16 protein-coding genes, 1 tRNA gene and 1 riboswitch are annotated in these 14626 nt (G+C 40.4%); of the genes, 13 read left to right on the top strand and 4 right to left on the bottom strand.

From position 1 onward, the window contains the following. Positions 1 to 113: 113 nt before the first annotated feature. The 5 genes from DXB54_RS06170 (at position 114) to DXB54_RS06150 (ending at position 4538) form a co-directional block, all read left to right on the top strand. Positions 114 to 1379, top strand: a complete 1266-nt coding sequence (locus DXB54_RS06170) for an FtsW/RodA/SpoVE family cell cycle protein (RefSeq protein WP_243104766.1) — start codon at positions 114 to 116, stop codon at positions 1377 to 1379. Next, complete coding sequence (locus DXB54_RS06165; RefSeq protein WP_118694589.1) at positions 1339 to 2814, top strand: peptidoglycan D,D-transpeptidase FtsI family protein; 1476 nt, start codon at positions 1339 to 1341, stop codon at positions 2812 to 2814. Before DXB54_RS06170 ends, DXB54_RS06165 begins: the two co-directional genes overlap by 41 nt. 70 nt (positions 2815 to 2884) lie before the next feature. Continuing rightward, a complete protein-coding gene (locus tag DXB54_RS06160) occupies positions 2885 to 3337 on the top strand; it encodes an NUDIX hydrolase (RefSeq protein ID WP_021939124.1) in 453 nt (150 codons plus the stop codon). Continuing rightward, positions 3288 to 3488 (top strand): hypothetical protein, encoded by a 201-nt coding sequence (locus DXB54_RS06155; protein ID WP_118694588.1) that lies wholly within the window; start codon positions 3288 to 3290, stop codon positions 3486 to 3488. The genes DXB54_RS06160 and DXB54_RS06155 overlap by 50 nt, the downstream gene beginning before the upstream one ends. A gap of 72 nt (positions 3489 to 3560) precedes the next feature. Continuing rightward, positions 3561 to 4538, top strand: coding sequence for a class B sortase (locus DXB54_RS06150; protein WP_243104765.1), 978 nt, complete (start codon positions 3561 to 3563; stop codon positions 4536 to 4538). Between the two features lie 106 nt (positions 4539 to 4644). On the opposite strand, the gene DXB54_RS06145 is transcribed toward DXB54_RS06150, so the two are convergent. Beyond that, a tRNA-Leu gene (locus tag DXB54_RS06145) sits at positions 4645 to 4728 on the bottom strand. 78 nt (positions 4729 to 4806) lie between these two features. Here DXB54_RS06145 and DXB54_RS06140 point away from each other — a divergent pair. Continuing rightward, positions 4807 to 5028 (top strand): hypothetical protein, encoded by a 222-nt coding sequence (locus tag DXB54_RS06140; protein WP_021939127.1) that lies wholly within the window; start codon positions 4807 to 4809, stop codon positions 5026 to 5028. A 7-nt stretch (positions 5029 to 5035) separates the two neighbouring features. On the opposite strand, the gene sigE is transcribed toward DXB54_RS06140, so the two are convergent. Beyond that, complete coding sequence (gene sigE / locus DXB54_RS06135) at positions 5036 to 5731, bottom strand: RNA polymerase sporulation sigma factor SigE (RefSeq protein WP_243104774.1); 696 nt, start codon at positions 5729 to 5731, stop codon at positions 5036 to 5038. Between the two features lie 120 nt (positions 5732 to 5851). Then, on the bottom strand, positions 5852 to 6316 hold the full coding sequence (locus DXB54_RS06130) for a sigma-E processing peptidase SpoIIGA (protein WP_330426368.1): 465 nt from the start codon (positions 6314 to 6316) through the stop codon (positions 5852 to 5854). A 261-nt stretch (positions 6317 to 6577) separates the two neighbouring features. Here DXB54_RS06130 and DXB54_RS06125 point away from each other — a divergent pair, with 261 nt between their 5' ends. Beyond that, positions 6578 to 8179, top strand: coding sequence for a S8 family peptidase (locus DXB54_RS06125; RefSeq protein WP_118694586.1), 1602 nt, complete (start codon positions 6578 to 6580; stop codon positions 8177 to 8179). Positions 8180 to 8181: 2 nt separating this feature from the next. On the opposite strand, the gene DXB54_RS06120 is transcribed toward DXB54_RS06125, so the two are convergent. Further along, on the bottom strand, positions 8182 to 8553 hold the full coding sequence (locus tag DXB54_RS06120; RefSeq protein WP_118694585.1) for a metal-dependent transcriptional regulator: 372 nt from the start codon (positions 8551 to 8553) through the stop codon (positions 8182 to 8184). 244 nt (positions 8554 to 8797) lie between these two features. On the opposite strand from DXB54_RS06120, the gene DXB54_RS06115 reads away from it, so the two are divergent. The 6 genes from DXB54_RS06115 to DXB54_RS06090 all read left to right on the top strand — a co-directional run bounded on the left by DXB54_RS06115 (position 8798) and on the right by DXB54_RS06090 (position 14562). After that, a complete protein-coding gene (locus tag DXB54_RS06115; protein WP_021939132.1) occupies positions 8798 to 9013 on the top strand; it encodes a FeoA family protein in 216 nt (71 codons plus the stop codon). A 17-nt stretch (positions 9014 to 9030) separates the two neighbouring features. Continuing rightward, entirely contained in the window at positions 9031 to 9252 is a 222-nt protein-coding gene (locus tag DXB54_RS06110; RefSeq protein WP_118694722.1) for a FeoA family protein, read from the top strand. A 129-nt stretch (positions 9253 to 9381) separates the two neighbouring features. Continuing rightward, entirely contained in the window at positions 9382 to 11871 is a 2490-nt protein-coding gene (gene feoB / locus DXB54_RS06105) for a ferrous iron transporter B (protein ID WP_118694584.1), read from the top strand. Positions 11872 to 11902: 31 nt separating this feature from the next. Continuing rightward, entirely contained in the window at positions 11903 to 12058 is a 156-nt protein-coding gene (locus DXB54_RS06100; protein ID WP_118694583.1) for a FeoB-associated Cys-rich membrane protein, read from the top strand. A gap of 124 nt (positions 12059 to 12182) precedes the next feature. Continuing rightward, positions 12183 to 12278: riboswitch (ZMP/ZTP riboswitch) on the top strand. A gap of 303 nt (positions 12279 to 12581) precedes the next feature. Continuing rightward, on the top strand, positions 12582 to 13295 hold the full coding sequence (locus DXB54_RS06095) for an IMP cyclohydrolase (protein ID WP_021939136.1): 714 nt from the start codon (positions 12582 to 12584) through the stop codon (positions 13293 to 13295). 88 nt (positions 13296 to 13383) lie between these two features. Beyond that, positions 13384 to 14562, top strand: a complete 1179-nt coding sequence (locus tag DXB54_RS06090; protein WP_118694582.1) for a phosphoribosylaminoimidazolecarboxamide formyltransferase — start codon at positions 13384 to 13386, stop codon at positions 14560 to 14562. The last annotated feature ends 64 nt before the right edge of the window (positions 14563 to 14626 follow it).

Genomic DNA, 14626 nt, shown 5'->3' with positions numbered 1-14626 from the left:
TTATTTCGGAAGTAGCAAAATATTTAATAATATTTTTCATGGTATTGTATACGGTGAAGTGTTTTACAGTGTTAAAGCCATGCAGCCCTGCTAAGAAGAGAAGGGCATTGAATGTGCAGATATTTTACGTTTTTATAATTCACTTTCTCTGTTATCTTACACTTTATCTGAATTATAAAAAGAAAGAAATAGCCATATTTTATGTGGCACAGATGATAGTTGCCATAGTATACATGGTTTCATACCACGGCATATACAAGAACTCGTCACGACTTATAACTAACAATATGACCTTCCTGTTGCTTATAGGTTTTGTTATGCTTACGAGGATTGATTTTTCTCTTGCCAAGAGACAGTTTATCTTCGCAACAATAGCCCTTGTAGTGACCGCCTTTATACCTAAGGTGGTTGTAAATGTTAAACGTCTTAAGTATCTGAACGTGTTCTATGCAATATTTGGTATAGGGCTTCTTGCCACTGTATTTGTACCGGGACTTGGTATATCCAAGTACGGTGCCAGAAACTGGATAGGTATAGGTGATTTCTCCTTCCAGCCAATGGAGCTTGTTAAGATAATATTTGTATTTTTTGTTGCCAGCTCCCTTGAGAAATCCTGTGGCTTTAAGGACATGGTGAAGACTACAGTTGTGGCATTTATGTTTGTCCTTGTGCTTGTAGCTGAAAAGGATCTTGGTGGTGCGGTCATATTCTGCATGATCTACCTTATGATGTTATATGTGGCAACCCAGAGGTTGTCTATACTGATATGCGGCGGAGGCTTCGGTGCCCTGGCGGCAACCGGCGGCTACCTGCTGTTTAAGGACAAGCTGGGTCACGTTACCACAAGAATAAATGCATGGCTGGATCCGTTTAAATACATAAATGACAGCGGATATCAGGTGGCAACCTCATTATTTGCCATAGGCTCAGGTGGCTTTGTGGGAACCGGGCTTTGCCAGGGAGCACCTAATGCAGTCATAGTCGTGGAGTCAGACTTTATATTTGCAGCTATATGTGAGGAGTTAGGTGTAATATTCGCATTGTGCCTTCTTCTTATGTATCTCAGTATATTTATATACTTTATAAATATCTCCATGAAGATAAGAGATCCGTTCTATAAGAATGTGGCATTTGGATTTACTGTATGTTTCATTTTTCAGATATTCTTAAATGTAGGCGGTGTTATAAAATTCATACCATCTACCGGTGTGACACTTCCTCTGGTAAGCTATGGTGTCAGCTCTATTGTAAGTACCCTTATAATATTTGGAATTATACAGGGAATATGTGTTATGGAACATGGCGGCGAAGAAAATTCTAGTGAAGAAAGTGAGAATTATGAGCAGAAAGAATACTACCAGGACTTCTCGGGTGAGTAGAGAAGAGATAGAAAAAAAGAATAATGACAAGAGAAATGTTCCTGTACTTGTTATCACTTATATTGTGGTAATACTCTTTGTGTCCATGATGGCATATCTGGTTAAGTATGTTGCAGTTGATTCGGAGACAACCATTGCTAACCCTTATAATACCAGGCAGAACTTATATGCCAAGAAGGTTATAAAGGGCTCCATAATTTCAAGCGATGGTGTAGTTCTTGCAGAGACTAAGACAGATGATAATGGTAATGAATACAGATATTACCCATATGCCAACAAGTTCGTCCATGCTGTGGGATACGACAGCAACGGACAGGCAGGATTGGAGATGGATTCCACTTATTATCTTCTTACCTCCAATGAGAATATTGTAAAGCAGATATACCACGCCCTTAAGAATGAGAAAAACAAGGGAAATAATGTGGTGTCAACTCTTAATTACGACCTACAGACAACAGCCTATGACGCTCTTGGCTACAATGATGGTGCTGTTGTTGTTATAGAGCCGGATACCGGCAAGATCCTTGCCATGGTATCAAAGCCTGATTATGATCCTAACGATATTGAGAATGTCATTGCAGACAGCCAGACCACAGGTGGCTCATACCTTGTAAACAGGGTTACCCAGGGGCTTTATCCTCCGGGATCTACATTTAAGGTGCTTACGGCACTGGAGTATACCAGGGAAAATCCTGATTATGAGAATTATTCATATGAATGTACCGGCGAGGGTACATTTGCAGGAGTACCTATCCACTGTTACCACTATAAAGTTCATGGTACGGTAGACCTTAAGGATTCACTGGCATATTCATGTAATACGTCATTTTCAAATATTGGAATAACGATAGACATGGGCAAGTTCAGGACTCTGTGCGAAGATTTCCTCTTTAACAAGTCCCTGCCATACAGCGGATACTATAACAAGTCGGTCTTTGAGCTTGATGGCAAGAGTGATAAGTCATTGGCACCTCAGACTGCCATAGGACAGGGAAATACCCTTATAACACCTCTTCACAACGCCCTTATCATGAGTACCATTGCAAATGGCGGAGTTATGATGAAGCCGTACATGATAGACAGGATAGAGAATTGTGACGGAGCGGTAGTGAAGACCTTTAAGCCGGATTCCTACGGTAAGATAATATCCCCTACAGAAGCGTCAAGGATGATCGGGCTTTTGAGCGGAGTGTCAGAGTATGGTACTGCGGCTGACTATTTCTACGGCTCATCCTACAAGATAATAGGAAAGACCGGTACTGCCGAGTTTAATGCAAATAATGATTCACACTCATGGTTTGTGGGATTTGCAGATAAGGATGATCCTGACATAGTGGTATGTGTTATTGTGGAAAATGCCAGCAATACCGGAGCTTCTGCGTCATATATCGCCAGACAGATATTTGACTGCTATTACAACAATGTGGCTGACTAGGATTGCCAACCAGGTAAGTATATGTTATACTTATCCCAATTAGGTCACACCAGAAAACGGAGGTTTTGCGATGATAGAGGCAACAAGCTGTGGAGGTGTGGTAATCTTCAGGGGAAAAGTATTATTACTTTACAAAAACTACAAAAACAAATATGAAGGATGGGTTCTCCCCAAAGGTACAGTTGAAAAAGGTGAAGAACATAATGAAACTGCACTTAGAGAAGTAAAAGAGGAGACAGGTGTAAGCGCATCTATTATTAAGTATGTAGGTAAGAGCAATTATACGTTTAATACTGCTTTTGATGTAGTAAATAAGGATGTACACTGGTTTCTCATGATGGCTGACAGCTATTACAGCAAGCCTCAGAGAGAGGAATATTTTGTGGACTCCGGATACTATAAATATCATGAAGCCTACCACCTTCTGAAATTTCCAAATGAAAAACAGATTCTCGAGCAGGCATACTCAGAGTATGTGGAACTTAAGAAAGCTGGTTTGTGGGGAAATAAGAAGTATTATTGAGATCAATAAGATCGTGAGAGATCCTAAGAGAGGGCTTCTGCATTCATTTGCAGAGGCCTTTTTCTTTAAGTTATATAATGATGTCTATGACATCGTTATGCTGCAGCAGCCCCTTGCCGGAGGAAGCACCAAGTGTCGAAGACACATTTAGAATGGTGATGCCAAACAGGCAATTTCAATTGTTGCTGCTCGATGAAAAAATATTGTAAAGAAGACACCGAACATGGAGAAAACAAATAATAATAAAGATAAAAATAAAAATGTGACTGACTTTGAATGCAGAAACATGATAGATAAAAACGAAAACCATCATGAAAGCCGTGTGACCGGTAATGAGGATAAGGCTGCAAAAGGCAGTAAGAAGCGTCAGATAGTGCTTGATATCCTTATTGTGGTATTTACACTGATCGCAGTTTCTGCAGGTGCATATATTATAAACTATTACTATACGAGCAGGAAGACTGAGGCAAGGTTTGATGATCTCAGGAATATGATAGTTGAGGTTCAGGATGACCGGGTTGGAAATATAGAAGCGGGAGATAGTTCAAATGCAGAAAATGTTAGTGATAACACAAAAAGAACAGATCTTGTTGATATAGACGGAAGAGATGTGCTCATAAAGTATCAGAAGCTTTATAAAGCGAATACGGACTTTATGGGCTGGCTTAAGATAGATGGAACTGATATAGATTATCCGGTAATGTACACCCCTGACGAAAGGGAGTATTATCTTCATAAGAATTTTGACAGGGAGTACAGCTATGCGGGATGTCTCTTCATAGATAATCTCTGCATACCTACAGGTGATGATATATCGGATAATATCATCATATATGGACATAATATGAAGAGCGGCACCATGTTCCATCAACTGACCTTGTACAGGTATGAAAGCTTCTACCGGGATCATAAATACTTAAGTTTTGATACCCTTGAGGACACCGGAACCTATGAGGTCATAGCAGCCTTTAAAACCCAGGTATATGAGAAGGGAGACACGGAACATTATCACTATTACGATTTCCACAACGCCGCGGACGAAGAGGAGTTTAATGAATTTATACAGTATATCAGATCCTGCTGTACATATGATTTTGACTCAACTGCAAATTATGGAGACAAGCTCATAACCCTTTCCACCTGTTCATACCATGTGAACGACGGAAGATATGTGGTTGTGGCGAAAAAGATAAGTAATTAATTGCATATTACATTTAACTCGTTGCCTTAACAAAAAAACCTTGCACATCTGCAAGGTTGTAAAATTAATTTATTATCAACTGCCATGACGACACGGCTGTATATAATGCCGGCGGCGGGACTTGAACCCGCACGACGTTGCCGCCAACAGATTTTGAGTCTGCCTCGTCTGCCAATTCCGACACGCCGGCTTAGTTTTGAAACCTTTGTTATATTAACATAAGACTGGATAAGGTGTCAACATTGAAAATCAACAGAGAGGAGTATATATGTTAAACAGAAAAACAAAAAAGAAGCTTGATTCACTCATAAATGAAATGAATGTAAATCTTGAGAATAATTATAAGGATCTTGCCCACGATGCCCTTAAGGAGTTAGACAGGCAGGTGACGGAGATGGCGGCAAGCGGTGAACTCAAGGGAAAGTATTATGAAAGATACAGAAATCTTGTAGATGATACCAAGAGAAGGCTTGCCAACTATCACCACTAAAAAAGTATCAGGATAATTTAATTATTTCTTTCTTAAGCTTTTTGATGATCTTCTTTTCCAGGCGGGAAATGTAGGACTGTGATATTCCCAACATATCCGCAACTTCCTTCTGGGTTTTTTCTATGCCATTTATTGTGTGGATACCGTATCGCAGCTCGATTATAGTTCTTTCTCTTTCACATAATTTTGAAACAGCTATTTCAAGAAGATTCTTATCCATTTCCGTCTCGAGATTTTTGTAGACAACATCATCGTCGGTACCAAGGATGTCAGACAGAAGGAGTTCATTTCCGTCCCAGTCCACATTTAAAGGTTCATCTATGGATATTTCCAGTCTGGTCTTGTTATTGCGTCTGAGATACATAAGGATCTCATTTTCAATACACCTGGAGGCATAGGTGGCAAGCTTTATGTTCTTGTCATATTTGAAGGTGTTTATTGCCTTTATAAGTCCGATGGTTCCTATGGATATGAGATCCTCGGTACCAACGCCGGTATTGTCGAATTTTTTTGCTATGTATACTACCAGACGCAGGTTACGCTCAATAAGAGTCTTCCTTGCGTCTATGCTGTTATTATTAAGAAGATCTATCACCACGGTACTTTCTTCCTTCTGGGACAGTGGCGCAGGAAGGATCTCGGAACCGCCTATGTAATGTATTTCATTTTCCTCAGTGTTTCTGCCTCCCCGTATATTTTTCATAACAGAGTATCTGAAATCCTCGGTTTTAATTGTATTTATCATTTCTAGCACCTCTTTTTATTGGCACGGTTTGCGCCCTTTTTGTGTTATTTTACGCTTTCTTTATAAAACGTCAGCCGGTCAGTACAGGCTGAAACTGTTATGCAACAGCACAGAGTAGCTTTTTTGTTCATTTCCGAAAGCTACCATACTCATGCCGATCAAAGGCTTTGCCTTTATGAGCTTTGACCCGAGAAAGAAAAAGTCGCAATCAAATGCCGGCATTACATTATCCTTTCTGGAAATGGTTGAATAGCTTATCATGTGTATCCTGTTCTGGAAATTATCAAGATCTTTTATTTCCCCGGTAGAGCCGTTGAAATAAAAACTCAATATACTGCCATATGTTTTGCTATAAAGTTTTTTAATGATATCCGGAGCAGCAACTACTATTGGTTTACCTGTGACTCTGTCATAAAGATTATTCCCTGTATCAAGAAAACCTCTGGTGACAACAGCTTTATCCCTGAATCCGATCAACAGTTCAATAATGTTCTCCATATAAATACCTGCTTTCTTTATTGCAAAGAGAATTATATTTAATATGCCGTGAATAATTGGTCAGTTTATGTACTTTGAAAAAAATGAATTTCGATAATGTTAGACAAATGGAATTGTGCATAGTGGATAACTCCTGGATATTATGACAAAAATCGTTGTTTTACTTCTGAAAATGTGTATAAATATGTGGATAATGTGGAAAAGTTGTAAAATTGAATATATTCGCTAATATATTCATACAACTTACGACATATTTGCAAATAATTAGAACATATATATATATACATTAAGAATACGGAGAGAAATATGGACAACAAGTTGGATCCGGAATTATACATAGATATCAATAACGAAGATGGAACCGAAGAGGTTGTTTTGTTTGTCAAGTATGTGGGTGATATAGATGATATGGTTCCGGGGATTTGCAACAGGCTGATAAAATTATTAAATAACTATGCCGTTATGTACATATACAGGGACAGGGTGATGGAATGTAGCGGAGATTCCCGGATAATATATATGGAAGCAAACAGACCCGTGCAGCTTGGGAGAATGTCGGAGAGCAGAACGGACATATCACGGACACCTGCTTATTATGGAGCAGCCTTAAGGGGAGAGGGAGTGAAGGTTGCATTTATAGATTCAGGCATTGATTATGGACATGAACAATTCCTTACGGATGGCATTACAAGGGTTGAGGTTCTATGGGACCAGAGTGCAATTTACGATCAGAACAGGATAAATGAATACGGTATCGGGGCAGTTTATGAATTGGATGAGCTCCAGACTTCTTTAGATAATTACGAATATTTGTTAAGAGATCGGTCGGGGCATGGAACGGAGGTTGCCGGAATATGCTGCGGTAATACCACAGGGAGACTTAATCGGGCAGGTATATGGGCGGTTAAGCTTAATACCAGAAACGGTGAGTCAAATATCATAGATCTTATAATGGGAATTGACTTCTGTATGCGGAGAGCACTGGAGGAAATGGTTCCTCTGGTCATAAATTTAAGCTATGGAAATAATTACGGAGCTCACAACGGAAAATCCATGGCTGAGGAATATATAGACAGCGTTTCAGGACTTACAACAGTAACTATAATAGGCGGGAGCGGAAATTATGCCCTGTCAGGACTTCATACATCGGGAGATGTGGGTATGTCTGAAGATGAATTTATAGATATTGCAGTATATAATTACAGCAGAAGCTTTAATGTGTCTATATGGTATAATCCCGTTGATATCTTTGATGTGGGTGTTATGTCTCCGGGAGGAAGCATTGTAATGAATATGACAGAGTATCAGAGAAGTACAAGGGCATACTACGGAGATACAGTCATTGACGGCATAATGTTTGAACCTACACCGGTAAATACCCTAAAGGAAATATATATAGGCTTTAACAGCAATACTTATATATATGAGGGAGTGTGGCGGATAGTCTTGATTCCAAGACAGTCTGTGGCAGGGAGCTACAATGCATATCTTCCGATAAGCAGTGATGTGAGATTTTCATATCCCGTCACAGCGTCTACCCTCACCATACCGGGAACAGGAAACAGGATAATAACAGTTGGCGCCTATGACAGCACGCTTATGGATATTGCCGGATTTTCAGGCAGGGGCTACACAACAGATAACAGGGTTAAGCCGGATATTGCTGCACCGGGAGTGGATATATACACAGCATACCCCGGTAACAGGTATGTATATGCTTCGGGAACATCTATGGCAGTGCCCTATGTAAGCGGTATAGCCGGAAGCCTTATGGAGTGGGGGATTGTAAATAATAATGACAGATTTATGTATGGAGAAAAAGTAAAAGCTGCCCTCACCGAAACGGCAGAGCAGCTTGATATTTTTAAAAATTATCCAAATATATATGTAGGTTACGGGATCTTATAATATTATCTTAACCCGTTTATATGGTCCTTAAGGGCATTAAAGGTCTGATCGCTTAATACATGCTCAAGCTTGCATGCATCATCGGATGCAACCTGTGGATCTACACCAAGAGTAACAAGCCATGTAGATATGACATCATGCCTTTCATATATCTTTCTTGCAATCCTCATGCCGGATTCCGTAAGCTCAATATATCCTCTGTCGGATACGGTGATGTATTCCTGGTTCTTAAGGTTCTTCATGGCAACGCTTATACTTGACTTCTTATATCCTAATTCCTCCGCGATATCTACAGAACGTACCACCGGAAGCTTTTCGCTCAGTCTTAATATTGTCTCGAGATAATTCTCTACTGATTCGTTGGTTATTAACATACATGCCTCTTTCTGTGCTATGCACAAATAAATAATATTGATAAATTTATCAATACACCCAATATACAGGGTTTATTATAGCATACTGTTAAAAAGTCTTCAAATCTTTATTTTCACACGGAAAGGGCATAACGTTATTGATAATTAATTATCAACAAACACGAAAAAAGTTATCAAAATATTATTGACTTCTAATAAATGTTAGACTATACTAACCACGAGAAAAAAATAAGGAGCGTGACTTATGATGCCTTTATCAATGGCTAAAAGCGGTGAAGTAAATGTAATACAAAAAGTTGGCGGAAAAGAAGAAACGAGACTATTCCTTGAGAAGCTAGGTTTTGTTGTTGGAAGCCCGGTTACAGTTATATCTGTGATAGCAGGTAACTTAATAGTAAATATTAAGGATTCTCGTGTTGCCATAGGAAAAGAAATGGCAAATAAGATCATGGTTTCATAATGATGAATGGAGGAAAGATAATGACTTTAAGGGATGTTTCTGTTGGTCAGACAGTAAAGGTTGTCAAGCTGTCCGGTGAAGGACCTGTCAGAAGAAGAATCATGGACATGGGTATCACTAAAGGCGTAGAGATCTATGTACGTAAGGTGGCACCTCTCGGCGATCCTGTAGAGGTTACCGTAAGAGGATATGAGTTATCAATACGTAAGGCTGATGCTGAGATCATAGAGGTTCAGTAATCGCTTATTTTTTTGTTCATGCGTTAGTAAACTCTAACAGGTGATAGAAGAGACTAATGTAACATATATATTACCAGATAACAGGTCTCTTCAAAGTAAGATAAACATATATAGGAAAGAAGGTAAACAATGTCAGTAAAGATTGCACTTGCAGGAAATCCTAACTGCGGTAAAACAACATTATTCAATGCTTTAACTGGCGCTAACCAGTACGTAGGTAACTGGCCAGGTGTTACAGTTGAGAAGAAGGAAGGTAAGCTTAAGGGCAATAAAGATGTAACCATCACAGATCTTCCGGGTATCTACTCACTTTCTCCATATACTCTTGAGGAAGTAGTTGCAAGAAATTATCTTATTCAGGAATATCCTGATGCCATCATCAACATAATTGATGGTACAAATATAGAGAGAAACCTTTACCTTTCAACACAGCTTATTGAGTTAGGGATCCCGGTTGTAATGGCTGTCAACATGATGGATCTTGTTAAGAAGAACGGTGACTCCATCAACATCAAAAACCTTAAGGAATCTCTTGGATGTGAGGTTGTTGAGATCTCAGCTCTTAAGGGAACAGGTATCAATGAGGTTAAGGAAAAGGCTGTAGCTGCTGCAAAGGCAAAGGCTGCAAACAAGATCGTTCACAAGTTTGATGACAAGGTTGAGACTGCCATCGACAGCGTATCAGCTAAGTTAGATATAGAAGAGAACAAGAAGAGATTCTTCGCTATCAAGCTCATTGAGAAGGATAGCAAGATCATCGAGCAGATGAAGAATGTTCCTGATTGCTCAGCAGAGATCAAACAGCTTGAGGATGAGTTTGACGACGATACAGAGAGTATCATTACAAACGAAAGATACTCATATATTACATCAATAATCGATAAATGCCTTAAGAAGGCTTCAAATGGTCAGAAGCTTACAGTTTCAGATAAGATAGACAAGGTTGTTACAAACCGTATCCTTGCTCTCCCGATATTCGTACTTGTAATGTGGTTAGTTTATTACATAGCAATGTCAACAGTAGGTGCATGGTGCACAGACTGGACAAATGATAACCTCTTCGGTGATGGTTTCCATCTTTTCGGAATCGGAAGCTCAGATTATGAAGAATCCAGCGGAGACTATGACGCAGCCATTAATGCCCTTGACGCTTATGGTGTTCTTGTAACAGATGATGAAGACGCTGTTGATGTAGACGCAACAAAGGCAGCCATCGAAGCAAATACTAACACAGAAGCAAGTGTTAAGTACGAGATGGAAGATGAGGAAACTCTTGATACATACGATATTGACGTATACTATTCAGAGATTCCATCAGGAGCTGATAAAGAAACAACTAACGCAATGACATATGAAGATGCAGTTAGGTACTTAAACGATACAGAGATGGCTGAGATCGATCCTGCTGATTACGGCGTGTTCGTTCCATCTATACCTGATCTTATTTCAGCAGGTCTTGACAAGCTTAACTGTGCTGACTGGCTCCATGGTCTTATAATCGACGGTATTGTAGCCGGTGTCGGTGCCGTACTTGGTTTCGTTCCTCAGATGCTTGTATTGTTCATCTTACTTGCAATCCTTGAGTACTGTGGTTACATGGCACGTATCGCTTTCATCATGGACCGTGTATTCAGAAAGTTCGGACTTTCAGGTAAGTCCTTCATACCTATGCTCGTAGGTACAGGTTGTGGTGTTCCAGGTATCATGGCTTCACGTACAATAGAAAACGAAAAAGATCGTCGTATGACAATCATTACAACAACATTTATCCCTTGCGGTGCTAAGGTTCCGTTCATAGCCATGATCGCAGGTGCTATATTCGGTGGCTCATCATTAGTTGCTACAAGCGCATACTTCATTGGTATCGCAGCAATCATCTGTTCAGGTATCATGCTTAAGAAGACAAAAATGTTTGCCGGAGATCCGTCACCATTCGTTATGGAGCTTCCTCCATACCACATTCCTACAATAGGTTCTGTATTAAGAAGTATGTGGGAGCGTGGCTGGTCATTTATTAAAAAAGCTGGTACAATTATTACACTTTCAACTATCGCTGTATGGTTCACAACATACTTCGGTGTTGTAGACGGAACATTCCGTATGCTTGAAGAAAGCGAGATCGATTACAGTATCCTTGCAACAATCGGTAAGGGTATCGCATGGATATTCGTTCCTCAGGGATTTGGTAACTGGCAGGCAACTGTTGCTTCTATCACAGGTCTTGTTGCTAAGGAGAATATCGTTGGTACAATGGGTATCCTCTACGGTGGCGGTGACGGCACTGTATATCAGGCACTTGCCGGTGCGTTCACAACCGCAAGCGGATTTGCATTCCTTGTATTCAACCTTCTCTGTGCACCATGTTTCGCAGCTATGGGTGCCATTAAGAGAGAGATGAACAGCGCAAAGTGGTTCTGGTTCGCAATCGGATACCAGTGTGGTTTTGCTTACCTTGTTTCGCTTGTTGTATTCAGAATCGCAGGTCTCTTCACAGGTGCCTGCACATTCGGAATCTGGTCAGTAGTAGCAATCCTTCTGATCGTCTTATTCTTCTTCTTACTGTTCCGTCCGGATCCAAACAAGAAGGTTAAGACAAGCAGTGAATTTCTTAACGCATAATCTATAGAGTTTTATAAAGGAGTGGTGACTCATGTCAGAGTATATAGGTACAATAATCGTGGCAGCTATAGTCCTTCTTATAGTATTCTTCATAGTGAGGGGAATGGTGAAGGATAGAAAAAAGGGCAGACACATATGTGGTGGCGACTGTTCCAAGTGTCATGGTGGGTGCAGTCACAGTCTCTAAATATCCAATTGTGTGATTTAATAACAAAAGGAGTGCGTCATTTTAACAGATGGCGTACTCCTTTTATGCAATGAAGAAAGAAATTATCCTTGCAATAATTTTCAATATATTATATTATGAAACCAGTTCGGTACACGACTGGCGGAGACAGTCTCAGGGCTGATAGGATATACCTATAGGGAGTGTGCCATAACAAGAGCCGACCGCCTGGGCAGACAAATATTTTTATGTGCGTATTTGTGTGCTCAGACCGTTGGCTTTTTTTGTATTGTAATGATGTCCTTGACATCGTTACGCTGCAGCAACCCTTGCCGTAGGAAGCACCAAGTGTCGAAGACACATTTAGAATGGTGCTGACGAAATGCCGCCGAATGAATATGAGGTGGCGATACCAAACAGGCAATTTCTAATGGTTGCTGCTCCACTTTTTGTAATGATGTCCGTAACATCGTTTTTAAAGCCCATGATGATCACAAGTACAAGATTAACTTATCATATACCAATCCAAGGAGGCAGAAAGATTATGGAAATGTTATCACTGGCAAAGGAGCTTAGCTCAAATGCGTATCCGGGAAGAGGAATCGTTATCGGAAAGACCAAGGACGGAAAGAAAGCAGTAACAGCTTACTTCATTATGGGAAGAAGCAGCAACAGCAGAAACAGAGTGTTTGTAACAGAGGGAGAGGGTATCAGAACAGAGGCATTTGATCCTTCAAAGCTTGAGGATCCAAGTCTTATCATCTACGCACCTGTAAGAGTTCTTGGCAACAAGACAATAGTTACAAACGGTGATCAGACAGATACGATTTATGAGGGAATGGACAAGCAGCTTACCTTTGAGCAGTCCCTAAGATCAAGAGAGTTTGAGCCGGACGGACCAAATTACACTCCTAGAATATCAGGTGTTATGCATATTGAAAACGGAACATACAACTATGCAATGTCTATCTTAAAGAGCAATAACGGAAATCCTGAAGCTTGTAACAGATATACATTTGCCTATGAAAATCCTGTGGCAGGTGAGGGACATTTCATCCATACATACATGCATGATGGAAATCCACTTCCAAGCTTCGAGGGTGAACCTAAGCTGGTGGAGATCGACGGAGATATCGACCAGTTCACAGACATGGTATGGAACAACCTTAACCAGGACAACAAGGTTTCACTTTTTGTAAGATTTATTGATATCGAAACCGGCGAGTACGAGACAAAGATCGTAAACAAGAACAAGTAAAGATTAATAACAGACAAAAAGTATAAATAAAAAATACAAATATAGTGACAGGTGGCATATAAAAAGCCATAAGTAAAGGAGAAAAGACATGAACGAAATTCAGTTAAAATACGGATGCAACCCTAATCAGAAGCCATCAAGAATATACATGGCTGACGGAAGCGATCTTCCTGTAACAGTATTAAACGGCAAGCCCGGATATATCAATTTCCTTGACGCATTTAACGGCTGGCAGCTTGTTAAGGAGCTTAAGGCAGCTACAGGGCTTCCTGCAGCAACATCCTTCAAGCATGTATCACCGGCAGGTGCGGCAGTAGGACTTCCACTTACAGACACTCTTGCCAAGATATACTGGGTTGATGATCTTGGTGAGCTTTCACCACTGGCATGTGCCTATGCAAGGGCAAGAGGTGCTGACAGAATGTCATCATTTGGAGATTTTATTGCACTTTCAGATGTGTGCGACGCAGATACAGCAAGACTTATTAAGAGAGAAGTATCAGACGGTGTTATCGCTCCGGGCTACACAGATGAGGCTATGGAGCTTCTCATGGCTAAGAAGAAGGGAAACTACAACATCATCCAGATAGATGAGAACTATGTTCCTGCAGAGATTGAGACAAAGCAGGTTTACGGTGTGAGCTTCGAGCAGGGAAGAAACGAGCTTGATATCAACGGAGATCTTCTTTCAAATATCGTTACAGAGAACAAGGATATTCCTGAGGAGGCACTTATTGACCTTAAGATATCACTTATAACCCTTAAGTATACACAGTCAAATTCAGTATGCTATGTAAAGGGTGGACAGGCAATCGGTATCGGTGCAGGTCAGCAGAGCAGGATCCACTGTACAAGGCTTGCAGGACAGAAGGCTGACAACTGGTATCTCAGACAGTCACCACAGGTTCTTTCTCTCCAGTTTGTTGATGGTCTCGGAAGAGCCAACAGGGATAATGCCATAGATGTATATATAGGTGATGAGTATGAGGACGTGCTCCGTGAGGGCGAGTGGCAGAACATCTTCAAGGTTAAGCCACCGGTATTCACAAGGGAGGAGAAGAAGGCATGGCTTGCGGGGAATACTGATGTAACTCTTGGTTCAGACGCATTCTTCCCATTCTCAGATAACATCGAGAGAGCCCACAAGAGTGGTGTTAAGTATATTGCACAGCCGGGCGGATCTGTAAGAGATGATCTTGTGATCGAATGTGCGAATAAATACAACATGGCAATGGTATTTACAGGAATAAGATTATTCCACCACTAATCATTACTAATCGTTTATAACAATACTTTTAAAACAAATAAATCTATGATATAATTTTATCCAA

Source organism: Coprococcus sp. OM04-5BH (genome assembly GCF_003482105.1).
GTDB lineage: Bacteria > Bacillota > Clostridia > Lachnospirales > Lachnospiraceae > Coprococcus.
The sequence above is the reverse complement of the archived record's forward strand: the minus strand, read 5'-3'. Positions and strand labels throughout refer to the sequence as shown.